General features: G+C 67.3%; 28 protein-coding genes and 1 tRNA gene. 23 read left to right on the top strand and 6 right to left on the bottom strand.

Annotation, left to right across the window (positions count from 1 at the left end):
• Positions 1-16: 16 nt before the first annotated feature.
• The 10 genes from thrS (at position 17) to ABEA07_RS23445 (ending at position 8,897) form a co-directional block, all read left to right on the top strand.
• Positions 17-1,924, top strand: a complete 1,908-nt coding sequence (thrS, locus tag ABEA07_RS23490) for a threonine--tRNA ligase (RefSeq protein ID WP_345540909.1) — start codon at positions 17-19, stop codon at positions 1,922-1,924.
• A 101-nt stretch (positions 1,925-2,025) separates the two neighbouring features.
• Entirely contained in the window at positions 2,026-2,634 is a 609-nt protein-coding gene (gene infC / locus ABEA07_RS23485) for a translation initiation factor IF-3 (protein WP_345541399.1), read from the top strand.
• 154 nt (positions 2,635-2,788) lie between these two features.
• On the top strand, positions 2,789-2,992 hold the full coding sequence (rpmI, locus tag ABEA07_RS23480; protein WP_028253491.1) for a 50S ribosomal protein L35: 204 nt from the start codon (positions 2,789-2,791) through the stop codon (positions 2,990-2,992).
• 23 nt (positions 2,993-3,015) lie between these two features.
• Entirely contained in the window at positions 3,016-3,375 is a 360-nt protein-coding gene (gene rplT / locus ABEA07_RS23475) for a 50S ribosomal protein L20 (RefSeq protein WP_028253492.1), read from the top strand.
• 130 nt (positions 3,376-3,505) lie between these two features.
• The gene (pheS, locus tag ABEA07_RS23470) at positions 3,506-4,582 is read left to right on the top strand and encodes a phenylalanine--tRNA ligase subunit alpha (protein ID WP_345540907.1); all 1,077 of its coding nucleotides are present in this window, start codon (positions 3,506-3,508) and stop codon (positions 4,580-4,582) included.
• Positions 4,583-4,607: 25 nt separating this feature from the next.
• The gene (gene pheT / locus ABEA07_RS23465; protein WP_345540905.1) at positions 4,608-7,046 is read left to right on the top strand and encodes a phenylalanine--tRNA ligase subunit beta; all 2,439 of its coding nucleotides are present in this window, start codon (positions 4,608-4,610) and stop codon (positions 7,044-7,046) included.
• Entirely contained in the window at positions 7,043-7,414 is a 372-nt protein-coding gene (locus tag ABEA07_RS23460) for an integration host factor subunit alpha (protein ID WP_345540903.1), read from the top strand. The genes pheT and ABEA07_RS23460 overlap by 4 nt, the downstream gene beginning before the upstream one ends.
• Before the next feature lie 85 nt (positions 7,415-7,499).
• On the top strand, positions 7,500-7,967 hold the full coding sequence (locus tag ABEA07_RS23455) for a MerR family transcriptional regulator (protein ID WP_345540902.1): 468 nt from the start codon (positions 7,500-7,502) through the stop codon (positions 7,965-7,967).
• Positions 7,968-7,993: 26 nt separating this feature from the next.
• A tRNA-Pro gene (locus tag ABEA07_RS23450) sits at positions 7,994-8,070 on the top strand.
• Between the two features lie 62 nt (positions 8,071-8,132).
• Positions 8,133-8,897, top strand: a complete 765-nt coding sequence (locus tag ABEA07_RS23445) for a YoaK family protein (protein WP_345540901.1) — start codon at positions 8,133-8,135, stop codon at positions 8,895-8,897.
• Between the two features lie 42 nt (positions 8,898-8,939).
• Here ABEA07_RS23445 and hemN read toward each other — a convergent pair whose 3' ends face one another.
• A complete protein-coding gene (gene hemN / locus ABEA07_RS23440; RefSeq protein WP_345540900.1) occupies positions 8,940-10,367 on the bottom strand; it encodes an oxygen-independent coproporphyrinogen III oxidase in 1,428 nt (475 codons plus the stop codon).
• A gap of 99 nt (positions 10,368-10,466) precedes the next feature.
• The gene (locus ABEA07_RS23435; RefSeq protein WP_345540898.1) at positions 10,467-10,922 is read right to left on the bottom strand and encodes a group III truncated hemoglobin; all 456 of its coding nucleotides are present in this window, start codon (positions 10,920-10,922) and stop codon (positions 10,467-10,469) included.
• Between the two features lie 258 nt (positions 10,923-11,180).
• Here ABEA07_RS23435 and ABEA07_RS23430 point away from each other — a divergent pair, with 258 nt between their 5' ends.
• The 10 genes from ABEA07_RS23430 to ABEA07_RS23385 all read left to right on the top strand — a co-directional run bounded on the left by ABEA07_RS23430 (position 11,181) and on the right by ABEA07_RS23385 (position 19,596).
• Positions 11,181-11,765, top strand: a complete 585-nt coding sequence (locus ABEA07_RS23430) for a hemerythrin domain-containing protein (RefSeq protein ID WP_345540897.1) — start codon at positions 11,181-11,183, stop codon at positions 11,763-11,765.
• Positions 11,766-11,841: 76 nt separating this feature from the next.
• Positions 11,842-14,202, top strand: a complete 2,361-nt coding sequence (locus ABEA07_RS23425) for a heavy metal translocating P-type ATPase (RefSeq protein WP_345540896.1) — start codon at positions 11,842-11,844, stop codon at positions 14,200-14,202.
• Entirely contained in the window at positions 14,202-14,339 is a 138-nt protein-coding gene (gene ccoS, locus ABEA07_RS23420; protein WP_345540894.1) for a cbb3-type cytochrome oxidase assembly protein CcoS, read from the top strand. The genes ABEA07_RS23425 and ccoS overlap by 1 nt, the downstream gene beginning before the upstream one ends.
• 65 nt (positions 14,340-14,404) lie before the next feature.
• Positions 14,405-15,844 (top strand): cytochrome-c oxidase, cbb3-type subunit I, encoded by a 1,440-nt coding sequence (ccoN, locus tag ABEA07_RS23415; RefSeq protein ID WP_345540893.1) that lies wholly within the window; start codon positions 14,405-14,407, stop codon positions 15,842-15,844.
• A 24-nt stretch (positions 15,845-15,868) separates the two neighbouring features.
• Positions 15,869-16,513, top strand: a complete 645-nt coding sequence (ccoO, locus tag ABEA07_RS23410) for a cytochrome-c oxidase, cbb3-type subunit II (protein ID WP_345540891.1) — start codon at positions 15,869-15,871, stop codon at positions 16,511-16,513.
• Between the two features lie 11 nt (positions 16,514-16,524).
• Complete coding sequence (locus tag ABEA07_RS23405) at positions 16,525-16,662, top strand: cbb3-type cytochrome oxidase subunit 3 (RefSeq protein WP_345540890.1); 138 nt, start codon at positions 16,525-16,527, stop codon at positions 16,660-16,662.
• A gap of 26 nt (positions 16,663-16,688) precedes the next feature.
• Positions 16,689-17,603, top strand: coding sequence for a cytochrome-c oxidase, cbb3-type subunit III (gene ccoP / locus ABEA07_RS23400; RefSeq protein ID WP_345540889.1), 915 nt, complete (start codon positions 16,689-16,691; stop codon positions 17,601-17,603).
• Positions 17,604-17,610: 7 nt separating this feature from the next.
• Positions 17,611-19,056, top strand: a complete 1,446-nt coding sequence (gene ccoG, locus ABEA07_RS23395) for a cytochrome c oxidase accessory protein CcoG (protein ID WP_345540887.1) — start codon at positions 17,611-17,613, stop codon at positions 19,054-19,056.
• A gap of 22 nt (positions 19,057-19,078) precedes the next feature.
• Complete coding sequence (locus ABEA07_RS23390; protein WP_345540886.1) at positions 19,079-19,354, top strand: nitrogen fixation protein FixH; 276 nt, start codon at positions 19,079-19,081, stop codon at positions 19,352-19,354.
• The gene (locus ABEA07_RS23385; protein ID WP_345540885.1) at positions 19,351-19,596 is read left to right on the top strand and encodes a hypothetical protein; all 246 of its coding nucleotides are present in this window, start codon (positions 19,351-19,353) and stop codon (positions 19,594-19,596) included. Before ABEA07_RS23390 ends, ABEA07_RS23385 begins: the two co-directional genes overlap by 4 nt.
• On the opposite strand, the gene fnr is transcribed toward ABEA07_RS23385, so the two are convergent.
• Complete coding sequence (gene fnr, locus ABEA07_RS23380; protein ID WP_345540884.1) at positions 19,577-20,293, bottom strand: fumarate/nitrate reduction transcriptional regulator Fnr; 717 nt, start codon at positions 20,291-20,293, stop codon at positions 19,577-19,579. The two genes, ABEA07_RS23385 and fnr, sit on opposite strands and share 20 nt — an antisense overlap.
• 168 nt (positions 20,294-20,461) lie before the next feature.
• Here fnr and ABEA07_RS23375 point away from each other — a divergent pair, with 168 nt between their 5' ends.
• Positions 20,462-21,178, top strand: coding sequence for a sulfite exporter TauE/SafE family protein (locus tag ABEA07_RS23375; RefSeq protein ID WP_345540882.1), 717 nt, complete (start codon positions 20,462-20,464; stop codon positions 21,176-21,178).
• Between the two features lie 24 nt (positions 21,179-21,202).
• On the opposite strand, the gene ABEA07_RS23370 is transcribed toward ABEA07_RS23375, so the two are convergent.
• Positions 21,203-22,015 (bottom strand): Rossmann-fold NAD(P)-binding domain-containing protein, encoded by an 813-nt coding sequence (locus tag ABEA07_RS23370; protein WP_345540880.1) that lies wholly within the window; start codon positions 22,013-22,015, stop codon positions 21,203-21,205.
• Positions 22,016-22,115: 100 nt separating this feature from the next.
• On the opposite strand from ABEA07_RS23370, the gene ABEA07_RS23365 reads away from it, so the two are divergent.
• Positions 22,116-22,847, top strand: a complete 732-nt coding sequence (locus ABEA07_RS23365) for a Crp/Fnr family transcriptional regulator (protein ID WP_345540879.1) — start codon at positions 22,116-22,118, stop codon at positions 22,845-22,847.
• 196 nt (positions 22,848-23,043) lie between these two features.
• On the top strand, positions 23,044-23,697 hold the full coding sequence (locus tag ABEA07_RS23360) for a BON domain-containing protein (RefSeq protein ID WP_345540878.1): 654 nt from the start codon (positions 23,044-23,046) through the stop codon (positions 23,695-23,697).
• An 86-nt stretch (positions 23,698-23,783) separates the two neighbouring features.
• Here ABEA07_RS23360 and ABEA07_RS23355 read toward each other — a convergent pair whose 3' ends face one another.
• Together ABEA07_RS23355 and ABEA07_RS23350 are read right to left on the bottom strand one after the other, a co-directional pair.
• Positions 23,784-24,188 (bottom strand): hypothetical protein, encoded by a 405-nt coding sequence (locus ABEA07_RS23355; RefSeq protein ID WP_345540877.1) that lies wholly within the window; start codon positions 24,186-24,188, stop codon positions 23,784-23,786.
• 5 nt (positions 24,189-24,193) lie between these two features.
• Positions 24,194-24,847, bottom strand: a complete 654-nt coding sequence (locus ABEA07_RS23350; RefSeq protein ID WP_345540876.1) for a BON domain-containing protein — start codon at positions 24,845-24,847, stop codon at positions 24,194-24,196.
• Between the last annotated feature and the right edge of the window lie 189 nt (positions 24,848-25,036).

The following is a 25,036-nucleotide window of genomic DNA, read 5'->3' as shown; positions in this document are numbered from 1 at the left end:
CCGCCGAGGTTTTTCCATGATCCAGATCACGCTTCCCGACAACTCGCGCCGCGAGTTTCCAGGCCCGGTTTCCGTGGCCGACGTAGCCAAGTCCATCGGCCCTGGCCTGGCCAAGATGACGGTGGCCGGCAAGGTCGACGGCCGCCTGGTGGACGCGAGCGACCTGATCGAGCAGGACGCGAAGCTGCAGATCATCACGCCCAAGGACGAAGAGGGCCTGGAAATCATCCGCCACTCGACGGCCCACCTGGTCGGTCACGCGGTCAAGCAGCTCTACCCGACGGCGAAGATGGTGATCGGACCGGTCATTGAAGAGGGCTTCTACTACGACATCTCGTACGAGCGCCCCTTCACGCCCGAGGACATGGAGGCCATCGAGGCGCGCATGCGCCAGTTGATCGCCCAGGATTACGACGTCATCAAGAAGATGACGCCGCGCGACGAGGTCATCGAAGTCTTCAGGGGCCGGGGCGAGGACTACAAGCTGCGGCTGGTGGAAGACATGCCCGATGAGAAGGCGATGGGCCTGTACTACCACCAGGAGTACGTCGACATGTGCCGCGGTCCGCACGTGCCGAACACGCGCTTTCTCAAGGTCTTCAAGCTCACGAAGCTGGCCGGGGCCTATTGGCGCGGCGACGCACGCAACGAGCAATTGCAGCGCATCTACGGCACGGCCTGGGCCGACAAGAAGCAGCTCGACGACTACATCCGCCGCATCGAGGAGGCTGAAAAGCGCGACCACCGCCGGCTCGGCAAGGAACTGGACCTGTTCCACATTGACGAGGTCGCCCCGGGCGTGGTCTTTTGGCACCCCAAGGGCTGGGCGATCTGGCAGGCGGTCGAGCAGTACATGCGCAAGGTCTATCGCGACACGGGCTACCAGGAGGTCAAGGGCCCGCAGATCCTCGACAAGAGCCTGTGGGAGAAGACGGGCCACTGGCAGAACTACCGTGAGAACATGTTCACGACCGAGTCGGAGAAGCGCGACTACGCGCTCAAGCCGATGAACTGCCCGGGCCACGTGCTGATTTTCAAGAGCGATCTGCGCAGTTACCGCGACCTGCCGATCCGCTACGGCGAGTTCGGCCAATGCCACCGCAACGAGCCTTCGGGCGGGCTGCACGGCATCATGCGGGTGCGCGGCTTCACCCAGGATGACGGCCACATCTTCTGCACGGAGGACCACATCCTGGACGAGTGTGTGGCCTACACCGGGCAACTGCTCAAGGTCTATGCGGACTTCGGCTTCAAGGACATCCTCTACAAGGTGGCGACGCGGCCCGACAACCGCATCGGCTCCGATGAGCTCTGGGACAAGGCCGAGAACGCGCTCATGGAGGCGCTGCGCCGCTCCGGCGTGGAATTCGTGATCTCGCCTGGCGAAGGGGCCTTCTACGGCCCCAAGATCGAGTACACGCTGCGCGATGCCATCGGACGCCATTGGCAATGCGGCACGATGCAGGTGGACTTCAACATGGCCGAGCGCCTGGGCGCCGAGTACGTGACGGAAACGAGCGGCAGGGCGCATCCGGTCATGCTGCATCGCGCGATCGTCGGGAGCCTGGAGCGATTCATCGGCATGCTGATCGAACACCACGCCGGCGCCTTGCCAGCATGGCTGGCGCCGGTGCATGTCGCGGTGCTCAACATCAGTGAGGGACAGGCGGAATACGCATCTCAGGTTGCGAAAACGTTGCAAAATCAAGGGCTTAGAGTTTCACTCGATCTTCACAACGAAAAGATTACGTATAAAATACGGAAGCATTCGTTGCAAAAGCTTCCCTACATCCTTGTCGTAGGCGAGAAAGAAAAGGAAGCAGGTGCCGTCGCAGTGCGCGCCCGGGGCAATCTTGACCTCGGTGTCATGTCGGTAGAGGCGTTCTCACAGAAGATCGCCCACGACATCCAACACAAGCTTTGAATTTCAACCGGTTCAAAGGCTGATTTCAACAATCAGGCCGCTTGTGGGTGCGAACTGAACGGTGTTCGCTACAAATTTTGTAGCAAATGATTTGAAGGACCCTGACCATCGCTACTGCATTTCGCGACCGCCGCCACCGCGAGGAACGCCAACACCGCCTGAACCGGGAGATCATGGCCCCGGAAGTTCGCCTGATCGGGCCCGACAACGAGCAATTGGGTGTCGTGAGTCTTGCCGAGGCCTTGCGGCTGGCCGGTGAGCAGGACGTGGACCTCGTGGAGGTGGTTGCGGCGGCCAATCCGCCGGTCTGCCGCCTGATCGAGTACGGCAAGTTCAAGTACCACGAGCAGAAGAAGGCCGCTGAAGCGAAATCGAAGCAGAAGGTCATCGAGGTCAAGGAAGTCAAGTTCCGTCCGGGCACGGACGAAGGCGACTACAACATCAAGATGCGCAACATCCGGCGCTTTCTCGATGACGGCGACAAGTGCAAGATCACGCTGCGCTTCCGGGGGCGCGAGATCACGCACCAGGAACTGGGGCTGGCGCTGCTGCAGCGCATTCGCGACGAACTCGGCGACAGCATCGTCGTCGAGCAGTTCCCCAAGCTGGAAGGCCGGCAGATGATCATGATGATCGCGCCGGGCCGGAAGAAGGGCGGCGGGGCCGTCAAGTCGGCGGCCGACGCGTCGGCGACGCCTGCGGCGGCTTGAGCCGCTGTGGCTGTCATGGAGTTTTGAAGGGATTTCGCTGCTGCCCGCGCTCCAGGGTGCAGGCAGCGGCGAGATGAAGAAGTGTCTCGGGGCCGACAAGTCCGTGGGAATCATTCCCCGGCGCCTCACGAGCACAAAAGATAGGAGCATTCACATGCCCAAAATGAAGACCAAGAGCAGCGCGAAAAAGCGTTTCCGCGTTCGTCCCGGTGGCACCGTCAAGCGCGGTCAAGCCTTCAAGCGTCACATCCTGACGAAGAAGACCACCAAGAACAAGCGTCACTTGCGTGGTGCCACGGCAGTGCATGAGACCAACATGGTCTCGATGGCCGCCATGTTGCCCGGCAGCGGCATCTAACACGACGAACAAGGAGTACACACATGCCTCGCGTCAAACGTGGTGTTACGGCCCGCGCCCGCCACAAGAAGGTTCTCGCACTCGCCAAGGGTTTCCGCGGCCGCCGCGGCAATGTCTTCCGCATCGCCAAGCAGGCGGTGATGAAGGCCGGGCAATACGCCTACCGTGACCGCCGTACCAAGAAGCGCGTTTTCCGCCAACTGTGGATCGCACGTATCAATGCCGCGTCGCGTGAACTGGGCTTGACTTACAGCCAGTTCGCCAACGGCATCCGCAAGGCCGGTATCGAGATCGACCGCAAGGTCCTGGCCGATATTGCCGTGCACGACAAGGCCGCTTTTGCCGGCATCGTGGAGCAGGTCAAGGCCAAGCTGGCTGCTTGATCCCGCAAGCAGGTCGCCGCCTTCGGGTGGTGGCCTGCGCCCACGGCTACAAGGGCTGGCGCTTGAAAGGGCTCCAGCCCTTTTTTATTCGCGGGCCGGCCTCTTTCACTTCACGTCTCCAAGAATTTCCATGAACGAGTTGGACTCCCTGGTCGAAACCGCACGTGCGGCCTTTGCCGAAGCCAAGGCCCCGGCCGAGCTCGAGAACGCCAAAGCCCAGTTCCTGGGCAAGTCCGGCCGTATCACCGAGCTGATGAAAGGCATGGCCGCCCTCAGCGTCGACGAGAAGAAGTCACGTGGCGCTGCGATCAACGTGGCCAAGCAGGCCATCGAGGCGGCCCTGGGCGAACGCCGCCAGCAGCTTGCCGACGAAGAACTCGCGGTCCAGTTGCACGCGGAAGCGCTCGACGTGACGCTGCCTGGCCGCCGGCGTGCGGGGGGTGGCCTGCATCCCGTCAGCCGCACCATGGAGCGCATCGAGGCGATCTTCTCCAGCATGGGTTTCGATGTCGCCGATGGCCCCGAGGTCGAAAGCGACTGGCACAGCTTCACCTCGCTGAACAATCCGCCGAATCATCCTGCGCGCTCGATGCAGGACACCTTCTACGTCGACATTCACGGCGAGGATGGCATCCCCTACAACCTGCGTCCTCACACCAGTCCGATGCAGGTGCGCTATGCGCATCAGCACATCAAGAAATACGCGGCACAGTTCGAGGCCGCGGCCGCCGACTCCACCGGCACCGTCAAGGCGCCCGAGATCCGCGTGATCGCGCCGGGGCGCACCTACCGCGTCGACAGCGACGCCACCCACTCCCCCATGTTCCACCAGTGCGAAGGCTTGTGGCTGGGCGAGAACGTCAGCTTCAAGGACCTGAAGGTCGTCTTCACCGACTTCTGCCGCAGCTTCTTCGAGACCGATGACCTGGTGCTGCGCTTCCGGCCCAGCTTCTTCCCGTTCACCGAACCGAGCGCGGAGATCGACATCCAGTTTCAAACGGGCCCCCTGGCGGGCCGCTGGCTCGAGGTGTCGGGCGCGGGCCAGGTCCATCCGCAGGTGGTGCGCAACATGGGCCTCGATCCGGAGCGCTACATCGGCTTCGCCTTCGGCATGGGCCCGGACCGGCTCACCATGCTGCGCTACGGCGTGAACGACCTGCGCCTGTTCTTCGACGGCGATCTGCGCTTCCTGAGCCAATTCCAGTAAACAGACGACAGAACGAGAACGCGAGATGCAATTCCCCGAGTCCTGGTTGCGTGAGTTCTGCAACCCGCCGATCGACAGCGAAGCCCTCGCCGAGACGCTCACCATGGGCGGCTTCGAAGTCGAAGAGCGCCGCCCGGCCGCGCCGCCCTTCAGCCGGGTCGTGGTCGGCGAGATCAGAGAGGCGGCGCAGCATCCCAATGCCGACCGGCTGCGCGTGTGCCAGGTCGACGCGGGGCAGGGCAGGCTGTTGAACATCGTTTGCGGCGCGCCCAATGCGCGCGCCGGCATCAAGGTGCCGCTGGCGCTGGTCGGCGCCGAACTGCCGCCCGGCGAGGACGGCCAGCCCTTCAAGATCAAGCTGGGCAAGCTGCGCGGCGTCGAAAGCGAAGGCATGCTGTGCTCGGCACGCGAGCTCAAGCTCAGCGAGGACCACGGCGGCCTGCTCGAGCTTGCGGCCGACGCGCCGATCGGTGCGGACGTGCGCGAGTTGCTCAAGCTCGACGACATCCTGCTCACGCTCAAGCTGACGCCTAACCTCGCACACGGCCTGAGCGTCTACGGCATCGCCCGCGAGCTGGCAGCGCTGACGGGTGCGCCGCTCAAGACGCCGGCGATCCCGCCGGTGACGGTGGCCGTTGACGACAAACTGCCGGTCCAGGTCGAGGCTCCCGATCTGTGCGGCCGTTTCTCCGGCCGCATCGTGCGCGGCGTCGACACCCAGGCCAAGACGCCGGCCTGGATGGTGGAGCGCCTGGCGCGCTGCGGGCAGCGCAGCGTGTCGCCGCTGGTCGATATCTCGAACTACGTCATGTTCGAGTACGGCCAACCCAGCCACATTTTCGATCTCGACAAGATCGACGGCGGTTTGGTCGTGCGCTGGGCCAAGGCGGGCGAGCAGCTCAAGCTGCTCAATGGGAACACGGTCACTCTGGATGCGAAGGTCGGCGTGATCGCCGACGGGCACGGCAACGTGGAGTCGCTGGCCGGCATCATGGGCGGGGATGCGACCGCGGTGTCCGACGACACGCGCAACATCTACGTCGAGGCCGCATTCTGGTGGCCCGAAGCGATCCAGGGCCGGGCACGCCGCTTCAACTTCTCGACCGATGCGGGCCATCGCTTCGAACGCGGCGTCGACCCGAGCCGCACCGTGCAGATCATCGACCGCGTCACGCACCTGATCCTCGAGATCTGCGGTGGCCAGCCCGGCCCGATCGACGACAAGACCCTGCGCCAGCCCGAGGCCCGTTCCGTCACGCTGCGGGTGGCCCGTGCCGCGCGCGTGATCGGCATGCCGCTGACCCAGGCCCAGTGCCGCGATGCCCTGCGCCGGCTCGGCTTTCCGATCGAGGAGGGCGAGGGCACCCTGGTGGTCACGCCGCCGCCGCATCGCTTCGACCTGCTGATCGAGGAGGATCTGATCGAAGAGGTCGCCCGCCTCATCGGCTACAACAACCTGCCCACGGTGGCGCCCCTGGCGCCCATCACCGCCCGCGCGAAGCCTGAAGCGCAGCGAAGCAACTTCGCGGTGCGGCACCGGCTCGCCGCGCTGGGCTACCAGGAGACCATCAACTTCAGCTTCGTCGAGGCCCACTGGGAACAGCAGCTCGCGGGCAATGCCAATCCCATCAAGCTGCTGAACCCGATCGCCAGCCAGATGAGCGTGATGCGCTCCTCGCTGATCGGCTCGCTGCTCCAGGTTCTGAAGTTCAACCTCGACCGCCGCGCCCCGCGTGTACGCGTGTTCGAGATCGGCCGCGTGTTCCTGCGCGACGACACGGTCGCCACCACGGACAGCACGGTCAAGGGTGTGCACCAGCCGATGCGCGTGGCCGGCCTGGCCTTCGGCGATGCCGAGGCCGAGCGCTGGGACGGCAAGCCCCAGCGCGTCGACTTCTTCGACGTGAAGGGCGATGTCGAGGCCTTGCTCGCGCCCCGTGTGCCCACCTTCGAAGCGGCCGAGCATCCGGCGCTGCATCCCGGCCGTGCGGCGCGCGTGCTGCTGGATGGCCGGCCGGTCGGTGTGATCGGCGAACTGCACCCGCGCTGGCGCCAGCAGTGGGAGTTCCCGCAGGCGCCCGTTGTGTTCGAACTCGCGCTCGATGCCGTCAACGCGCGGCCCGTGCCCGCTGCCCGACCGGTGCCCAAGCATCAGTCGGTGGAACGCGACATCGCCGTCGTCGTGGGCGAAGCCATCACGCACGATGCCTTGATGCGTACCATCCGCGCGGCCGCCGATCCGGCGCTGCTGCGCGATGCCGTGCTGTTCGACATCTACCGGCCCCCGGTCGGTCGCGACACGCCGACGGGCCCCGGTGGGCTGGCGCGCGGCGAGAAGAGCATGGCCGTGCGGCTGCGCTTCAACAGCGATGGCGCGACGCTGACCGACGAGCAGGTCGAGGCGGCCGTGGCGGCCATCCTCGAACAACTGAGCGCGCGGCTCGGCGCGCATCTGCGGGTATGAAGCTCATGGATTTCACGCTCGAAGCTCTGGAAACGCCGGCGCTCACCAAGGCGCACCTGGCCGATCTGCTGTTCGAACAGATCGGCCTCAACAAGCGTGAGTCCAAGGACATGGTCGAGGCCTTCTTCGACCTGATCGCGCGCAGCCTGATCGAGGGCACGGACGTCAAGATCTCGGGCTTCGGCAATTTCCAGATCCGCACCAAGGCGCCGCGACCGGGGCGCAACCCGCGCACCGGTGAAGCCATCCCGATCGGCGAGCGCCGCGTCGCCACCTTCCACGCCAGCGCCAAGCTCAAGGAGCAGATCCAGGGGAGCGCCGACGAGGGCGCCTCGCAGGAGGTGGAGTGGAATCTCGGGGCCGAATAGTTGATGCTGTTGGTACCCACGGTACTTGGACTCGTGCGCTGCGTGGAGTAACCTCTCAGGTTTCCCGCGCACCGTCTTGATTTCAATGGAGAAAACGCTCCTGCCCCCGATCCCCGTCAAACGCTACTTCACCATCGGTGAGGTCGCTGAGCTTTGCGGCGTCAAGCCGCACGTGCTGCGCTATTGGGAACAGGAATTCACGCAGCTGCGTCCGATGAAGCGGCGCGGCAACCGCCGCTACTACCAGCACCACGAGGTGCTGATGATCCGCCGCATCCGCGACCTGCTCTACGACCAGGGCTTCACCATCAGTGGTGCGCGCAACAAGCTGCAGGAGATGGTGCAGTTCGAGCGCGAGCGCCGCAAGGCCGGGGACGTGCCGCTCGAAGGCATGGAAGCGGTCGAGATCGATCGCGAAGAGTTCGAGGCCGCACTGCAGGAGGACCACGAAGCGCACGACGATGCGGAACGTCCGACCTTCGACATGTCGCAACTGGCGCGGCTGAGACGCGAGCTTTATGAAATTCGTGAGTTGCTCAGCCCGAATCACTGAAAAGCCCGGGCTATAATGGCGAGCTTCGGTGTGTGGCGCAGCCTGGTAGCGCACTTGCATGGGGTGCAAGGGGTCGAAGGTTCGAATCCTTTCACACCGACCAACAAAACGTCCAAGGGCGTCCGGTTTCACTGACCGGACGCCCTTGTTTCGTCCGCCGCTCACATGTTGCCTGCCATCCAGGGTCTCGCGCACAGGGTGCGCACGCGGCGTGCCAACCGGCAACTGGGCGGTCTGCTCGCGTTCGTGGCCGGCGCGGTCAATGCCGGAGGCTTCCTGGCGGTGCAGCGCTACACCTCTCACGTGACCGGCATCATCTCTTCCGTGGCCGATGACCTGGTCCTCGGGCAGTTCGCCCTCGCCATGGCGGGCGTCTGTGCCTTGCTTGCGTTTCTCTTCGGTGCAGCCACGACGGCGGGGCTGGTGCACTGGGCGCGCCGGCGCGAACTCCACAGCGAATTCGCCTTGAGCCTTCTGGTCGAGGCCTTGCTGCTGCTGATCTTCGGCCTGCTCGGCGCCAACCTGGAACTCTACGTCGATGTCTTCGTATCCTCGACGGTCCTGTTGCTGTGCTTCATCATGGGCCTGCAGAACGCCATCGTCACCAAGATCTCCAAGGCCGAGATCCGCACGACGCACATGACCGGCATCGTGACCGACCTCGGTATCGAGCTGGGACGGCTGCTCTACTGGAACCGCACCCGCGATGCGAAGCTGGAGCATTTCGTTCGTGCCGACCGGGACAAGCTGGCCATCCACGCCACGATCCTCGGGCTCTTCTTCGTGGGCGGCCTTGTCGGTGCCACCGCCTTCAAGGCCATCGGCTTCTCTTCGACCGTCCCGCTCTCGGCGTTGCTGATGGCGGTCGCGGCGCCGCCGCTGCTGCGCGACCTGCGCGCGCGCGCCATGGCTGCGGCAAGGAAGTCTTGAGAAGCCGTGGCGCAAGCCCGCCGCGCCCGCTCGCGCGGCAGCTCAGATGATGCGAGAGAAGCGGGCCCGCTTGCGGTCCGACTGCAGATAGCGGTCGAAGACCATGGCGACGGCGCGCACGAAGAACCATCCCGTGTCGGTCACCGTGAGATCGCGTTCGGTGATGTGCACCAGGCCGCCGGTTTCCATCGGTTCCAGGCCAGCCATCTCGGCCGCGAAGTACGCCTTGAAGTCGATGAGATGGGCGATGCCGACGGATTCGAAGTCCACGTAGCCCTGGCACATGATGGCCATGATGACACTGCGGCGCAGCACGTCGTCGCGTGTGAGCGCGAGGCCGCGTGCGATCGGCAGCCTTCCCTGGTCCAGGTCGTCGTAGTAGTCCTCGAGCGACTTCGCGTTCTGGCTGTAGGTGCCGCCGAGCTTGCCGATGGCCGAGACACCCAGCGCGACCAGGTCGCAGTCCGGATGGGTGCTGTAGCCCTGGAAGTTCCGGTGCAGCCGTCCCTGCCGCTTCGCGATCGCGAGGCTGTCGGTCGGCAAGGCGAAGTGGTCCATCCCGATGTACACATAGCCTGCCGCGGTGAGTGCGGCGATGGAGCGTGACAGCATCTCGATCCTGGTTGCCGCGCCGGGCAACTCCTCTGTGGCGATCCGGCGCTGCGGCTTGAAGCGCTCGGGCAGGTGCGCATAGGCATAGAGCGCGACGCGATCCGGCCGCAGCGTGCATATCCGCGCCAGCGTGCGATCGAAGGAGTCGAGCGTCTGCCGGGGCAGGCCGTAGATCAGGTCGCAGTTGACCGAAAGAAAGTGCTGCGCGCGCGCCGCAGCCATCAGGTCGAACACCTGCTGCGCGGGCTGGATCCGATGCACGGCGCGCTGCACCTCGGGCTCGAAGTCCTGCACGCCGAAGCTCAGGCGGTTGAAGCCCAGCCGCGAGAGATGTGCCAGGCGCTTGGCGTCGACGGTGCGCGGATCGATCTCGATGGCGTATTCGCCGTCCGGCGCCAGCGTGAAGGCCTCGCGCAGCATGCGCATCAGTTCGCTCAGCCCCTGGTCATCGAGAAAGGTGGGCGTGCCCCCGCCGAGGTGCAACTGGCTCACCGGCGCCCGGGCCCCGATCTGCTCGACCTGCAGCGCGATCTCCTTGCCCAGGTACTGCAGGTACTCGCGCGCACGTTCCGCGTGGCGCGTGATGATCTTGTTGCAGGCGCAGTAGTAGCAAAGCGATGCACAGAAGGGGATGTGTACGTAGAGCGACAGCGGCGCCCTGCCGGCGCTCATGCCCAGGCGGCGCTGGCGTGCGGCGTCCGCGTAGTCGGCCGGCCCGAAGGCCTCGACGAAGCGGTCCGCCGTCGGGTAGGAGGTGTAGCGGGGCCCGGCCACGTCCAGGCGCGCCAGGGTCTGGGAGGAAACGGGGCTCGTCGGTCTTTCGGTGGGCGGCGGCGGAGCCAGCGCGATGGTAGGCATGCTGTGTAGAGATAAGGAGGGAGCGTTTTCAGCGTAGCGGTGCGCCGGACTTCGTGGTTGATCTGGATCAATCAAGTCGCGGCGCAACGCCTTGGCGCATCAGGCCCGGTGGACCTCACGGCCATCGCCGTGCCCGGGTTCTTTCCGCTTCGTGTAGCCGTGCCACAGGCTGCCCGCGATGCGATGCGCGAGTTCGTCGGCGCGCCGCTGCAAGGCAGGATTGCCCAGCGCCTGGGTCGTGTCGCGGAACAGCGCGAGCCAGCGATGGAAGAGGCAGGGCGTGAGCCCCGGCAGGGCGGCGTGGACCGGCATGGGCGCGCCCCTGTAGCGCGCCGTGCCGCGAAGGGTGGAAGACCAGAAGTCGACCAGCTTGGCGAGATGCCGGTCCCAGTCCTTGATGCGCGCATCGAAGATCGGCCCCAGCACCGGGTCCTCGCGGATCCTGGCATAGAAGGCGTGGACCAGCCGGACCACCTCGTCCTCCGTGCAGAGTTCTTCGGCCGGGTTCGGCAAGCTGTCGTCCTGCGAATCAAAGGCCCCGGGTTGTGCGCTCATCGTGCTGGCCTCCTTGTCGGTTCCATGCGTCGCGTGGTGCGGCGATCGACAAGCTTAGACCTGCTGCCCTGCGCGCGTGTTGACGTAGGGCAAGCTTTCGTCGAGGTCACGGCGCCGCGGGGGGCGGGCGACGCAAAGCTTGCGCTAGCGCAAGGTCGGCCGTCGCGGCGCAGGCGACCATTCCGGCACCACGGCACACACGTACACACGCGCAGACGGCGCCGCGAGAGCCCGGCCTGCCTGCCAGAAGGAGACCCCATGACCCATGCCACCACCAGAATCATTCGCGAGGAACACGGCGCTCTGTCCGCCATGCTGCGATCCATCCCGCTTCTTCTGGCGCAGCATCGCCAGCATGGCACCTTGCCGGACTTCGCTGCGCTGCGCGCCATGGTCTTCTACGTGGACGAGTTCCCCGAGAAGCGGCACCACCGCAAGGAATCGGAGCTGCTCTTTCCCAAGCTGCGCGCGCGCACGCCGCTGTCGCGCGAGCTCCTCGACCGGCTCGACGAGGACCATGCGCGCGGCGAGCGCAGGATCCGTCACGTCGAGCATGCGCTGCTGGCCTTCGAGATGATGGGCGAGGCGCGCCGGCGCGAGTTCGAGGAAGCCGTCGACCAGTACGTCGACTTCTACCTGGCGCACATGGCGATGGAAGAGCGCGAGATCCTGCCGCTGGCCGAGCGCGTCCTCACCCCGGAGGACTGGGCGGACCTGGACGAAGCCTTCGCTCGCAACCGCGACCCTCTGACGGGCTGCGAACCCGACGAAGAGTACCGGCAGCTCTTCACGCGCATCGTCAATGTGGTCCCCGCGCCGATCGGCCTGGGGGCCGCCGCCTGAGAGTCGGCGCGGCAGCGTGGTCCGCGCCTTGATCCAGATCAAGCCCCACGCCCCTGCCGCGCCCTAGCCTCGAAGCATGCAAGCTGCCTTCCAGCCGGCGGCGCCATCGTCGGCCTCGCCTTCTTCTTCCCCGCACGCCACGCCGCCCCAGCACGCCGCCTGGGCGCTGCTCGACGATCCTGCGGAGTGGCCCGCGTTCGGTCGCCCGGTGGACGGGCAGGGCGACGAGGGGCAGGGCGGCCGCTGGGAATCGCAGGTGGTGGTCGAAGGCATGCACTGCGCGGCCTGCGCCTTCTCGGTCGAAAACGCCCTGTCGCAGGTGCCCGGCGTGCTCGAGGTGGACGTGAACGCCGCCACCCGGCGTGCGCGCGTGGTCTGGTCCGCGGCCGCGGTGAAGCCCTCGCGCTGGTTCGCGGCCAGCGCCGCCGCGGGCTACCGCCTCCTGCCTGCGGCCGACCTCTTCCTGCGCGCGCGCCGCACGCGCGAGGCGCGGCTGGCGCTGTGGCGCTGGCTCGTCGCGGGCTTCTGCATGATGCAGGTCATGATGTACGCCTACCCGGCGTACGTCGCCGAGCCCGGCGACATGACGGCGGACGCAGCCCAGCTGCTGCGCTGGGCCTCCTGGGTGCTGACGCTGCCGGTGCTGCTGTTTTCGTGCAGCCCCTTCTTCCGCAGCGCGCTTCGCGATCTGCGGGCGCGCCGCGTCGGCATGGACCTGCCGGTCGCGCTCGGCATCGCGATCACCTTCGTCGTCAGCACGGCGGCCACCTTCGATCCGACGGGCCCGCTGGGCAGCGAGGTCTACTTCGACTCGCTGACCATGTTCGTCTTTTTCCTGCTCACGGGTCGCTGGCTGGAAGCGCGTCTGCGCGACCGTACCGCCGGTGCCCTGGAAGCCTTGATGAACCGCCTGCCCGACAGCGTGGAGCGGCTGGGCGCCGACGGCGAATTCACGCGCGTCGCCGTGCGCCGCCTGGCCGCGGGCGACGTGGTGCGCGTGCTGCCCGGCGAGGCCTTTCCCGCCGACGGGGTGGTGCTCGAAGGCGAAACCGCCGCCGACGAAGCGCTGCTCACCGGCGAATCGCGGCCGGTGTCGCGCGGCTGCGGTGCGCGGGTGCTGGCCGGCAGCCACAACCTGTCGTCGGCCGTGCGGGTGCGCATCGATGCCGTCGGCGACGACACCCGCTTCGCGCAGATCGTGGCGCTCATGGAGAACGCCTCGCTGCAGAAGCCCCGCCTGGCCCGCCTTGCGGATCGCGCAGCGCGGCCTTTCCTCGCCGCGGTGCTGGCCGCTGCCGCCGCTGCGGCCGCGCTGTGGTGGCACATCGACCCCGGCAAGGCGCTGATGGTGGCGGTGTCGGTCCTGATCGTGACCTGTCCCTGCGCGCTCTCCCTCGCCACGCCGGCCGCCATGCTCGCGAGCGCCGGCGCGCTGGCACGACGCGGCGTGATGGTGCGCAACCTCCAGGCGCTGGAAGCGCTCGCGGCCATCGACACCCTCGTCTTCGACAAGACGGGCACCCTGACCGGCGAGACGCCGCGCCTGGGCCGGGTCTACTGCCGCCAGGGCATGCGGCCCGGCGATGCGGTGGAACTGGCCGCCGCGCTCGGCCAGCGCTCCCTGCATCCCGCCTCGCGTGCAATGACGGCGGCATGGGCGGCGCAGTTCCGATCGCCGCCCGCATGGGAGCTGCTCCAGGTCACCGAGCACGGCGGCCTGGGCCTGGAAGGGAGGGTGCGGCGCCGTGGCCTCGCGGACGCCGAAGCCTGGCGCTTGCGCCTGGGTTCGGCCGCGTTCTGCGGCGTCCAGCCCCTTGACATCGAGTCCGCGCAGATCCACCTGAGCGATCCGAAAGGATGGATCGCCAGCTTCGTGCTGAACGAGGAACTGCGTCCCGATGCCTGCGATGCCGTCGCGGCCTTGAAAGCCCAGGCGCTGGCGGTGCGGTTGCTGTCCGGCGACCGCGCGGCCGCGGCGTGCGAGATCGGTCGGCAAGCGGGCATCCACGCCGTGCAGGGCGACTGCAGCCCCGAGTCCAAGCTCGGCACCTTGAGGGAGCTGCAGGCCGAAGGCCACCGCGTCGGCATGGTGGGAGACGGCCTCAACGACGGGCCGGTGCTCGCCCATGCGGACGCCTCCTTCGCCATGGGCAACGCGGTCCCGCTGGCCCAGGCGCGTGCCGACTTCGTCGTCCTCGGCGGCGCGCTCGGAGCGGTGCCCGCGGCGGTGGCGCAGGCCCGCCGGACCCTGCGTGTCGTGCGGCAGAACCTCTGGTGGGCCGCGGGCTACAACGCTCTGTGCGTGCCCGTGGCCCTCGCCGGATGGCTGCCCGCCTGGCTGGCAGGGCTCGGCATGGCCGCGAGTTCTCTGGCGGTGGTCTTCAACGCGGCGCGCCTGGCGCTGCCGGCCGGCAAGAGCGAAAGCGGGGGCTGCTGATGGACATCCTCTTCCTGCTCGTTCCCCTCTCCGTGGTGCTCGTGCTGGCCATCCTCGGCGGGCTCTGGTGGGCGGTGGAGCAGGGCCAGTTCGAGGACATCGAAGGCGAAGGCGAACGCATCCTGCACCGGGATTGATCTGTATCAAATCCCTGCGCGCGCATGGCCGGGACACTCGAAGACATGCACGACAAGGCCATGAAATGAACACGTCCAACTCTTCTCCTGCCATCTACGACGACACTGTCGTGCGGCAGTTCGCCCTCATGTCCGTGGTCTGGGGGGTGGTCGGCATGCTCGTCGGCGTGGTCATCGCATCACAGCTGGCCTGGCCGCAGCTGAACTTCGGCATCCCATGGCTCAGCTACGGGCGGCTGCGTCCGTTGCACACCAATGCGGTGATCTTCGCCTTCGGCGGCTGCGCACTGATGGCGACGAGCTTCCACGTCGTGCAGCGCACCTGCCAGACACGTCTCTTCGCGCCCAGGCTGGCCTCCTTCGTCTTCTGGGGCTGGCAGGCCGTGATCGTGGCGGCAGCCATCAGCCTGCCCCTGGGCTACACCAGCGGCAAGGAATACGCCGAACTCGAATGGCCGATCGACATCCTCATCGCGCTGGTGTGGGTGGCCTACGCCATCGTCTTCTTCGGCACCATCGGCACGCGCAAGGTGCGCCACATCTACGTGGCCAACTGGTTCTACGGCGCCTTCATCATCGCCGTGGCGCTGCTGCACATCGTCAACAGCGCGGCCATGCCGGCGGGCTGGATGAAGAGCTACTCGGCCTATGCCGGCGTGCAGGACGCGATGGTGCAGTGGTGGTACGGCCACAACGCGGTCGGCTTCTTCCTCACCGCGGGCTTCCTCGGGATGATGTACTACTACATCCCCAAGCAGGTCGGCCGGCCGGTGTACTCGTACCGGCTCTCCATCGTCCACTTCTGGGCGCTGATCTTCACCTACATGTGGGCGGGCCCGCACCATCTGCACTACACGGCGCTGCCGGACTGGACGCAGTCCATCGGCATGGTGTTCTCGCTGATCCTGCTCGCGCCGAGCTGGGGCGGCATGATCAACGGCATCATGACCCTGTCGGGCGCCTGGCACAAGCTGCGCACCGACCCGATTCTGCGCTTCCTCATCGTGTCGCTGTCCTTCTACGGCATGTCGACCTTCGAGGGGCCCATGATGTCGATCAAGACGGTCAACGCGCTGTCGCACTACACCGACTGGACCGTCGGCCACGTACACAGCGGCGCGCTCGGCTGGGTCGGCCTGATCTCGATGGGTTCGCTCTACTACCTGATCCCCCGCATGTACGGCCGCACCGAGATGTACAGCGTCAAGGCCATCGAGCTGCACTTCTGGATGTCCACCGTCGGCATCGTGCTCTACATCGCCGCCATGTGGATCGCCGGCGTGATGCAGGGCCTGATGTGGCGCTCGGTCGACCCGGACGGCACGCTGACCTACACCTTCGTGGAGAGCGTCAAGGCCACCTATCCCTACTACGTGGTACGGGTGCTCGGCGGCCTGCTCTACCTGGCCGGCATGGTCCTGATGGCCTGGAACGTCCTCATGACGGTCGTGTCCGGTCGCTCGGCGCGCGCGCCCATTCCCCAGCCGGCGGCCGCACTGACCTGAGAAATCAGCTGAGAAAGAACAACGATGAGCTCTTCTTCTTCTTCTTCTTCTTCTTCTTCCGGGTCCGGCTTCTCGCACGAGAAGGTCGAGACCAGCAATTTCCTGATGGTGGTACTGATCCTGCTCGTCGTCGCCGTCGGCGGCCTGGTGGAGATCGTGCCGCTGTTCTTCCAGCGCTCCACCACCGAGGCCGTGGCCGGCATGAATCCGCCCACGCCGCTGCAGGTGCTCGGCCGCGACGTCTACGTGCGCGAGGGCTGCTACAACTGCCATTCCCAGATGATCCGGCCCTTCCGGGCCGAGACCCTGCGCTATGGCCACTACTCGGTGGCGGGCGAGTTCGTCTACGACCATCCCTTCCAGTGGGGCAGCAAGCGCACCGGCCCCGATCTGCATCGCGTGGGCGCCAAGTACAGCGACGAGTGGCATCGCATCCACCTGGTCAACCCGCGCGACCTGGTGCCCGAATCGAACATGCCGGCCTATCCCTGGCTGGAGAAGGCGATGGTCGACGGCGCTGCCGCCGCCGAGCACATGCGGGCGCTGCGCCGCGTGGGCGTGCCCTTCACCGACGAGCAGATCGCCAAGGCACCGGCGGAGGTCAAGGGCAAGACCGAGATGGATGCCGTCGTGGCCTACCTCCAGTCCCTCGGCCTGGCCGTGAAGTGAGGAGCGCCCAGATGGACATCACCACCCTGCGCATCGTGGCCACCCTGGTCTCCTTCGCCGCTTTCCTCGGCATCCTCGCCTGGGCCTGGTCGCGCCGACGCGCCGGCGCCTTCGAGGACGCCAGCCGACTGCCTTTCGAGCAGGACTGACAGACCCGAAACACTGAAAGACAACCATGAGCGATTTTTTCAGCAGCTTCTGGTCGAACTACGTGGCCATCGCCACGCTGGCGAGCATCCTGCTCTGCGCGCTGCTGCTCTGGGTGGTGGCGCGGTCCCGCACGCCCGGCAGTGCCGACGGCACCACCGGCCACGTGTGGGACGAGGACCTGCGCGAAGCCAACAACCCCATGCCGCGCTGGTGGATGGGGCTGTTCGTCATCACCATCGTCTTCGGCATCGGCTACCTGGTGGCCTACCCGGGCCTGGGCAGCTACCAGGGCGAGCTGGCCTGGAGCACGCAGAGCGAGTACAGCAAGGACCAGGAAAGCGCCAGGCGCCAGCTGGAGCCCGTGTATGCCGGCTTCGCCGCCATGCCGGTGGAGCGCGTGGCGGGCGAGCCGGCGGCCATGGCGATCGGCGAGCGCCTGTTCCTCAACAACTGCGCCCAGTGCCACGGCTCGGATGCCCGGGGCAGCAAGGGATTCCCGAACCTCGCGGACCGCGACTGGCTGCACGGCGGCACGCCGGACAAGATCAAGGAGTCCATCACGCAGGGTCGCACCGGCGTGATGCCGCCGATGGCCGAGGCCGTCGGCAGCACGGACGACGTCAAGAACGTGGCCAACTACGTGCTCAGCCTGTCCGGCAGCCCGCACGACTCGGTGCGCGCGGGCCTGGGCAAGAGCAAGTTCAGCGCCTGCGCGGCCTGCCACGGCGCGGCAGGCACCGGCAACCCGGCCCTGGGCGCGCCCAATCTCGCCGACAAGATCTGGCTGCACGGCTACGGGCAGGAGGCGATCATCTCGATCATCAACACCGGCAAGACCAACCAGATGCCGGCGCAGCAGGGTCGCCTGACCGACGCGCAGATCCATGTGCTGACCGCCTTCGTGTGGGGCCTGTCGAACAAGGCCAATGGCGCTCCCTGAACTCCCCATGGCCGACAGTCCCACACCGGTGCGGCCTTCGCGCCGGGTCATCCCCATTGCCGCGGAGCCGGCGGCGCCGTCCGGCGGCGGGCTCTTCGCGGCCCACCAGAAGGTCTATCCGCGCAGCGTGCGCGGCGTCTTCGCCCGCTGGCGCTGGGCGATGGTGTTCCTCACCCAGCTGGTCTTCTACGGTTTGCCCTGGCTCGAATGGGGCCAGCGCCAGGCGGTGCTGTTCGACCTGAGCGCGCGGCGCTTCTACATCTTCGGGCTGGTGCTGTACCCGCAGGACCTCATCTACCTCACCGGCCTGCTGGTGATCTCGGCGCTGTCGCTGTTCCTGTTCACGGCGGTGGCGGGGCGGCTGTGGTGCGGCTATGCCTGTCCGCAGACCGTCTACACCGAGATGTTCATGTGGGTGGAGCACCGCATCGAAGGCAACCGGACCGCCCGCATGCGGCTGGACGGCGAGTCCTTCTCGCTCGAGAAGCTGGTCAAGAAATGGTTCAAGCACGTCGTGTGGCTCGGCATCGCCCTGTGGACCGGCTTCACCTTCGTCGGCTACTTCACCCCGGTCCGCGAACTCGGCCTGGCCTTCCTGCAGACGCAGATGAGCGGCTGGGAGGTCTTCTGGGTGCTGTTCTACGGCTTCGCCACCTACGGCAACGCCGGCTTCATGCGCGAGCAGGTCTGCACGTACATGTGCCCGTATGCGCGCTTCCAGAGCGCGATGTTCGACCGCGACACGCTCATCGTCAGCTACGACGGCGCGCGCGGCGAGCCGCGCGGCGTGCGGCCCAAGGGCAGCGACGCCCGCGCCCGCGGTCTCGGCGACTGCATCGACTGCGCCCTGTGCGTGCAGGTCTGCCCCACCGGCATCGACATCCGCCAGGGTCTGCAGTACCAGTGCATCGGCTGCGGCCTGTGCGTGGACGCCTGCGACACCGTCATGGACAAGATGGCGGCCCCGCGCGGCCTGATCCGCTACGCGACGCAGAACAGCATGGCCGGCGGCTGGACGCGGGCGCAGGTGTTGCGTCGGGTGCTGCGCCCGCGGGTGCTGATTTATGCCGCGGTGCTGCTCGCCTTGACCGCCGGCCTGCTCGCCAGCCTGGTGGTGCGCACGCCGATGAAAGTCGACGTGGTGCGCGACCGCGCCTCGCTGGCCCGCATCGTCGAAGGCGGGCAGCTCGAGAACGTGTACCGGCTGCAGATCATGAATGCGACCGAGCGGCCGCAGCATTACCGCATCGAAGCCCGCGGACTGCCCGGCCTGCGCGTGGCTTCCTCGGCCACGGTGGAGGTCGGCCCCGCGCAGGCGCGCTGGGTGGTCGTGGGCCTGCAACTTCCCTATGGCAGCGCCACGCCCGGCTCGCACCCCGTGCACTTCGACGTGCGCGCGGAAGAGGGCGGTGCGCAGGTGTCGGAGAAGACCACCTTCCTGGTGCCCCGGTGAAACGACAGAAGAAGGAGATCCGATGAACGAACTCGCCCCACCCCCGGCCGCCGCCGATCCCTGGTGGCGCCACCCGATGCTGTGGATGGTGCTCGGCCTGCCCGCCATCGTGGTCGTGGCCAGCTTCGTGACGCTGTACCTCGCGCTGCGCACGCCCGACCCGGTGGTGCCGCAGAGCGACAACCCGCGCGCCCTCGGGTCATCCGGGGAGCGGGCCGGCAAGGGCCTGCTGCCGGCGATCGCCGGGCGCAACCATGCGGCGACGCCGGCGGAATATGCGCCGGGCGCGAAGCAATGAAACGCCAGCAGTGGATGTCGATTCTCTGGCCGGCCTTCCTGCTGGCCTGCGTCACCGAACTCGTGGTGTTCGCGCTGGTCGACCCGGCCGACCTGCACTGGCGCGGCGAAACCCTCGCGCTGTCGCGGCAGGCGATCTACACGGCCGGGTTCTTTCTCTTCTGGCTGTTCGGCGCCTGTGCCAACGCGCTGACGCTGCTGCTCATGCAGCCGGCCGCGGTGATCAACAGCCAGGAGGATTGATCATGCGCCGCAGGCCCTCGGGATCGACGATGCGCACGCGGCGCTGATCGATGTCGAGGATGCCGTCGCTCATGAACTTCGACATGGTCCGGCTCACCGTTTCGAGCGTGAGGCCGAGGTAGCTGCCGATCTCCTCGCGCGTCATGCGAAGGATGAACTCCGATTGCGAGAAGCCGCGGGCATGCAGCCGCTGGACCAGGTTGAGCAGGAAGGCGGCCAGCCGCTCCTCGGCGCGCATGCTGCCCAGCAGCAGCATCACGCCGTGCTCGCGCACGATCTCGCGGCTCATGATCTGGTGGACATGCCGCTGCAGCGCCTGCACTTCGCGCGACAGCGCCTCGATCTGGTGGAAGGGCATGACGCAGACCTCGGCATCCTCCAGCGCCACCGCATCGCAGCTGTGCTGGTCGTTGACGATGCCATCCAGGCCGATGATCTCGCCGGCCATCTGGAAGCCGGTCACCTGGTCGCGCCCGTCTTCGCTGGCCACGCGCGTCTTGAAGAAGCCGCTGCGGATGGCGAACAGCGAGGTGAACGGATCGCCGGTCCGGAACAGCGTTTCGCGCCGCTTGACCTTGCGGCGCCGGGCGACGATCGCGTCGATGCGTGCGAGATCGCCGGCGTCCAGGCCGGCAGGCATGCAGAGTTCGCGCAGGTTGCAACTGGAGCAGGCGACCTTGATGTGCTGAGAGTTCATGGTGTGCTGGGGATGCGGTCGATTCTGGGTCGCGCTGCGCATCGCCGGTTTGACGCACATCAATGTCGGCAGGCCCTGCCGACGGCATAGTGGCCTGGATTTGCCATCGCACCCCATGTCGAACGCCTCCAACGTCGCGGTTGCCGCCGCTTGCTCCGCCGCATGAACATGCAGACTGCTCTGGCGGGCACCGCCTTGCTGATGGGCCTGTTGGGGGGGCCGCATTGCGTCGCCATGTGCGCGGCAGCCTGCAGCGGCGTCATCCGCATCGTCCGCCCGGTGGGCGGCGGCGCCGCCGCCGCGTCGCTCCCGGCGCTGAGCGGCGAGGGCAGGGCGGCATGGATCTTCCACGCGGGTCGCATTGCAGGCTACGCGGGTGCGGGCGCCATCGCCGCATCGGCCGTGCAGGGCCTGGCTGCGGCGAGCAGCCACGCGATCGCGCTGCGGCCCTTGTGGGTCGTCCTCCACGTGTTCATCCTCGCCTGGGGATCGGCGCTCGTGGTGACGGGCCGTCAACCGCTGTGGGCGCATCGGCTGGGCCGCGGCATGTCCGCGCGGCTGCGCCCCGCCGTGGGCACGGCGCCAGGGCTGTTCGCCACGGGGGCCCTGTGGGTCTGCATGCCCTGCGGGCTGCTCTACTCGGCCCTGATGCTCGCGGGCCTGGCCAACTCGCCTGTCGGGGGCGCGGCGGCCATGGCCCTGTTCGCGGCAGGCAGCGGCCTCTCGCTGGTGCTCGCCCCCTGGCTGTGGACCCGCCTGGCGGCGGGCGCAGGCGTTGTCCGGAAAGAATGGGGATGCCGGCTGGCGGGCGTGATGCTCGCGGCCATGGCGGTTCAAGCCATCTGGACGGACCTGAGCCACCAGATCGAACTCTGGTGCCGCTGAGCCACCCGGCATGGCCGGCGCGGCTCAAGGCCTGGCGAGCGTGTCCAGCAGAATGGCTTTGATCACGCAGCGATGGTTCTCGGCACGGCGCGGCTCGTCCACGGGGTGGTTGCCCTCACGCAGCGTCCAATGCGGCGAATGCCGCGCGTCGACGAAGAAGTTGACATCCGGGCCGGCGAAAGCTTCGGGCGCGCCGAGGATGACCTTGAAACCCAGTTCGCGCGCACCGCACAGAAAGCGCTCCGCCCTCGGCGCGCCCGAGTCGCCCGCGAACACCATCGTCGCGCCCGGGAGTCTGCTGCATTCGTGGAGCGTCATGAGATCGGCGACTGCGCGGGCGGGATGTTCGTCCAGGAACAGGCCGCGATAGACGGGTACGCCGGCTTCGCGCTCGATCTGCCGGACGACCGGGGCCGCCAGGAGGCCGCAGTCGACAGCGTCGTACATCCGACCCAGCATGCGGGCGAGCATGCGGACATCGGTGCTGCCCGGCGCCGGCTCGGCGAAGCGCAACTCCGCCACCTTGGCGCCGAGTTCCTGGGCAGCGCGGCTCAGCGCCGGCGTGTCGCCGACGGGCGCCGACCCGAGCAGAACCGCGAGATTCCTGCCTCGCAGCGGCTCGGCAGCCGGACGGTCGCGCCCCGGAGACCGCACGCCGTCCGCCTCGGCGAAGGCCGCGAGGAGGCTGGCGGCGGCCAGCGGCTGATCCAGCCGTGCCGATAGCTCAGGTAGCGATGGTCGCGAACTCACAAGCTGGAAGGTAGGCGCTGCCGTGTTTGCCGATTTGACCTGCGTCAAGGAAACGCGCGCTGCGGCACCCTGATACACGCCGGACATCGAGCATTCACCCACTGTTACGCCAGGCGGTCGACGTGTTATCGGTCCTGTTGCGAAGCCTTTCTACGCTAGCGGCATCGACAGACAAAAGGAACCAGAGATGAACGCAGTCACCACCCCTGCCAAGCCGGCCGCGTCGGGCGTCCAGCGTATTGCCGACATGCTGCGCCTGGTCGAGGAAACGGTGGCAGTCACGCGGCGCGTGGTGCGCTGCGGTGAGGCGGTCTACCAGGTCGGACAGCCCTTCGGCTGCTTCTACATCATCAACTCGGGCTTCTTCAAGACCGTCAGCCTGAGCGCCGAAGGGCGCGAACAGGTCATCGGCCTGCACTTCAGGGGCGACTGGCTGGGGCTGGACGGCATTTCCGCCGGCCACTACGGCGGCGACGCCGTCGCGATCGACACCGGCGAAGTCTGGGCCGTGCGTTACGACGCGCTCTTGCAGGCGGCCTTGCGCGCCCCCGCGCTGTTGACGGCGCTGCACGAGGCCATGAGCCGCGAACTCGTGCGCGACCACGACTCGCTGCTGTCGCTGTGCACGCTGCCGGCCGATGCGCGCGTGGCCGGCTTCCTGCGCTACTGGGCCGACGCGCTCGAGCAGAGGGGCCTGCGCACGGACCAGATCACGCTCCACATGACACGCGCCGAGATCGGCAACTACCTGGGCATGACGCTGGAATCGGTCAGCCGCGCGCTGTCCAGGCTCGCGCGCGGCGACGTGATCCGCTTCATCGAGAAGGGCCGGCGCGACATCCACATCCCGAAGGTGGAAGCGCTGACCCGCTTCATCCAGCACATGGCGTCGCCGGTGCAGGCGGCTGCGCTTCACTGAGGGCCTGGGCATCGGCCTCTGCGAGCCGGATCGCTGCGAGGAGGGGCGCGCGCGCTGCGGGTTTGCGCTGGCGCAAGAAGGTGGACGGGCGCTGCATGCACGATGGTTTCGCGGGTACGACACCGAGGTCGCCCGAGGCGCCTGCATCGATGCCATGCAGGCATGGGTCCATGGATCGAAGTGCGAAAGGCAGATCATGAAAACGGATGCCCAACTGAAGCAGGATGTGGAACAGGAACTGGCATGGGATCCCGCGGTGAACGCGACCCACGTCGGCGTCGCGGTCGACAAGGGTGTCGTGACGCTCAGCGGTCACCTCGAGACCTACGGCGAGAAATACCTGGTGGAGCGGGCCGTGCAACGCGTCGAGGGCGTCAGGGCGCTCGCCGTGGAACTGGACGTCAAGCTCGCACCGGGACACAAGCGCAACGATTCCGAGATTGCGCAGGCCGCCGAGACGGCGCTCAGCTGGCACACGCTGGTGCCGAACGAGCGCCTCACGGTCAAGGTCGAGGGAGGCTGGGTCACCTTGCGGGGCGACGTCGACTGGGACTACCAGCGCGACGCGGCGGCTCAGGCGATCCGTTCGTTGACGGGTGTCCTGGGCTTCACCAACGAGGTCGTCATCAAGCCCAGGGTGCTGTCGTCCAACGTGACCGAGCGCATCCGCGAGGCGCTGGAGCGGTATGCCGCGCAGGAAGCCGACCGCATCGAGGTCGAGGTCAGCGGCTCCACCGCGCGCCTGCATGGCACCGTGCACTCCTGGGCCGAGCGCGCTGCTGCGCAGGGCGCTGCATGGTCGGCGCCCGGCGTCACCGGCGTGATCAACGAACTCAAGGTAGGCGTCTGAAAGGCATTGGGCTGGAGCCAACCCCGCCCGCGCCGTGCCGGCGCCGGCTCCAGCCGGGCGGCATGGCGCAACCCGGCTTCGCTGCGTCAGGGATTCAGGACTTCGCCGTCGAGAACCCGGGTCCACTCTTCGTGATCCTGGAGGAACTCGTCGATCTCCTGCAGCACATCGAGCACGATGCCGTCGGCCCGCAGCGTGCTCAGGTGCCTGGCCCCGGCGGCGGGGCAGGAAGGACGCGCATGCACGCTCAGGCAGGTGGAACCGGAGTTCGCGCAGATTCGAACCTCATGCCGTGACAGCTCGAACGGGGCAAGCAAGGCCCGCAGGGCTTGCAGGCAGCGGGCGGCGTGTTGGCGGCGCGCCTGCTCCAGCGCCTTTTCCATCTCGGTCTCGATGGCGTCCAGCGCGGCCAGGCATCCGGCGCGGGAGAACATCACGCCGTCCATCGCCCCGGCGCCGCCTGCATCGAACGTGGTGTTCAGGGCCGGCATGGCGTTCAGTCCTCGACCCTGAGTTCGTTGACGACGGATGTGATGCCGGGCACCGACCAGGCCGCATGCCGCGCCGCCGCCGATTCGGCGTAGGAATGGACCCGCCCCCGCAACGTGACCTGGGAGCCCATGACCGAGATGTCGATGCGATCGCTTTCTCGCCTCGCCTGGCGCGCCAGGGCCTCGTGCAGCCTCTTCTCGATGTCGGCCGCCTTCAGCTGCGGAGCGATCCTGATCATGTTCGACACGCCCCTGACTCCCATCAGCGGACGCACCGCTTTCTCCGCCGCGCGGCGCTGGTATTCCCATTCGACTTCGCCGTCCAGCGTGACCCAGCCGCCCTCGACCATGGGGGTGACCTTGCCGTCGGGGACCCAGACATTCCAGGTCAGCGCATGCTCGGCCGCTCTCGCGATGTCGGCGTCGGTGCGCTCGTCGCCGGCGGGCAGCTTCACCGAGAGCTCGACGGCAATGGCCTTCACGCCGCGGACGCGCTGCACCGCGCGTTCGGCAGCCGCCTTCTCGGCATGGCTGGCGAGATGGCCGGTCAGGGTGACGACCCCGTCCTTGACCGTCACGCCGACCGCAGCCGCCTGGATCGCAGGGTCCCAGTCCAGCTCGGCCAGGACGTCGGTTCGAAGTTGTGCATCGGATTTCATCGGTCGCTTCCTTTCAGAGATGGCGTGAGGCGTGCCGCAGGGGCCGCGCTCTCACTGTAGGAAGCGGTGACGGCCGCCGTATTGCGCTGGATCAAGTGCGCGCGGCGACCGCCGGCCGCTTGACGAACATCAAGTCCGAAGTCGTGCCGTGCCGCGACGATGAGTGCCCCTTTCCTCCGTTCCCGCTGC

Source organism: Variovorax defluvii (assembly GCF_039541515.1).
GTDB classification, from domain to species: domain Bacteria; phylum Pseudomonadota; class Gammaproteobacteria; order Burkholderiales; family Burkholderiaceae_C; genus Variovorax; species Variovorax defluvii.
This window is presented reverse-complemented; position numbering and strand designations above follow the sequence as displayed.

Excerpts from the sequence above, each read along its gene's own strand:
- thrS (WP_345540909.1), top strand. The coding sequence starts at position 17 with ATGATCCAGATCACGCTTCCCGACAACTCGCGCCGCGAGTTTCCAGGC.
- rpmI (WP_028253491.1), top strand. The coding sequence starts at position 2,789 with ATGCCCAAAATGAAGACCAAGAGCAGCGCGAAAAAGCGTTTCCGCGTT.
- rplT (WP_028253492.1), top strand. The coding sequence starts at position 3,016 with ATGCCTCGCGTCAAACGTGGTGTTACGGCCCGCGCCCGCCACAAGAAG.
- pheS (WP_345540907.1), top strand. The coding sequence starts at position 3,506 with ATGAACGAGTTGGACTCCCTGGTCGAAACCGCACGTGCGGCCTTTGCC.
- pheT (WP_345540905.1), top strand. The coding sequence starts at position 4,608 with ATGCAATTCCCCGAGTCCTGGTTGCGTGAGTTCTGCAACCCGCCGATC.
- ABEA07_RS23460 (WP_345540903.1), top strand. The coding sequence starts at position 7,043 with ATGAAGCTCATGGATTTCACGCTCGAAGCTCTGGAAACGCCGGCGCTC.
- ABEA07_RS23455 (WP_345540902.1), top strand. The coding sequence starts at position 7,500 with ATGGAGAAAACGCTCCTGCCCCCGATCCCCGTCAAACGCTACTTCACC.
- ABEA07_RS23445 (WP_345540901.1), top strand. The coding sequence starts at position 8,133 with ATGTTGCCTGCCATCCAGGGTCTCGCGCACAGGGTGCGCACGCGGCGT.
- hemN (WP_345540900.1), bottom strand. The coding sequence starts at position 10,367 with ATGCCTACCATCGCGCTGGCTCCGCCGCCGCCCACCGAAAGACCGACG.
- ABEA07_RS23435 (WP_345540898.1), bottom strand. The coding sequence starts at position 10,922 with ATGAGCGCACAACCCGGGGCCTTTGATTCGCAGGACGACAGCTTGCCG.
- ABEA07_RS23430 (WP_345540897.1), top strand. The coding sequence starts at position 11,181 with ATGACCCATGCCACCACCAGAATCATTCGCGAGGAACACGGCGCTCTG.
- ABEA07_RS23425 (WP_345540896.1), top strand. The coding sequence starts at position 11,842 with ATGCAAGCTGCCTTCCAGCCGGCGGCGCCATCGTCGGCCTCGCCTTCT.
- ccoS (WP_345540894.1), top strand. The coding sequence starts at position 14,202 with ATGGACATCCTCTTCCTGCTCGTTCCCCTCTCCGTGGTGCTCGTGCTG.
- ccoN (WP_345540893.1), top strand. The coding sequence starts at position 14,405 with ATGAACACGTCCAACTCTTCTCCTGCCATCTACGACGACACTGTCGTG.
- ccoO (WP_345540891.1), top strand. The coding sequence starts at position 15,869 with ATGAGCTCTTCTTCTTCTTCTTCTTCTTCTTCTTCCGGGTCCGGCTTC.
- ABEA07_RS23405 (WP_345540890.1), top strand. The coding sequence starts at position 16,525 with ATGGACATCACCACCCTGCGCATCGTGGCCACCCTGGTCTCCTTCGCC.
- ccoP (WP_345540889.1), top strand. The coding sequence starts at position 16,689 with ATGAGCGATTTTTTCAGCAGCTTCTGGTCGAACTACGTGGCCATCGCC.
- ccoG (WP_345540887.1), top strand. The coding sequence starts at position 17,611 with ATGGCCGACAGTCCCACACCGGTGCGGCCTTCGCGCCGGGTCATCCCC.
- ABEA07_RS23390 (WP_345540886.1), top strand. The coding sequence starts at position 19,079 with ATGAACGAACTCGCCCCACCCCCGGCCGCCGCCGATCCCTGGTGGCGC.
- ABEA07_RS23385 (WP_345540885.1), top strand. The coding sequence starts at position 19,351 with ATGAAACGCCAGCAGTGGATGTCGATTCTCTGGCCGGCCTTCCTGCTG.
- fnr (WP_345540884.1), bottom strand. The coding sequence starts at position 20,293 with ATGAACTCTCAGCACATCAAGGTCGCCTGCTCCAGTTGCAACCTGCGC.
- ABEA07_RS23375 (WP_345540882.1), top strand. The coding sequence starts at position 20,462 with ATGCAGACTGCTCTGGCGGGCACCGCCTTGCTGATGGGCCTGTTGGGG.
- ABEA07_RS23370 (WP_345540880.1), bottom strand. The coding sequence starts at position 22,015 with ATGTCCGGCGTGTATCAGGGTGCCGCAGCGCGCGTTTCCTTGACGCAG.
- ABEA07_RS23365 (WP_345540879.1), top strand. The coding sequence starts at position 22,116 with ATGAACGCAGTCACCACCCCTGCCAAGCCGGCCGCGTCGGGCGTCCAG.
- ABEA07_RS23360 (WP_345540878.1), top strand. The coding sequence starts at position 23,044 with ATGAAAACGGATGCCCAACTGAAGCAGGATGTGGAACAGGAACTGGCA.
- ABEA07_RS23355 (WP_345540877.1), bottom strand. The coding sequence starts at position 24,188 with ATGCCGGCCCTGAACACCACGTTCGATGCAGGCGGCGCCGGGGCGATG.
- ABEA07_RS23350 (WP_345540876.1), bottom strand. The coding sequence starts at position 24,847 with ATGAAATCCGATGCACAACTTCGAACCGACGTCCTGGCCGAGCTGGAC.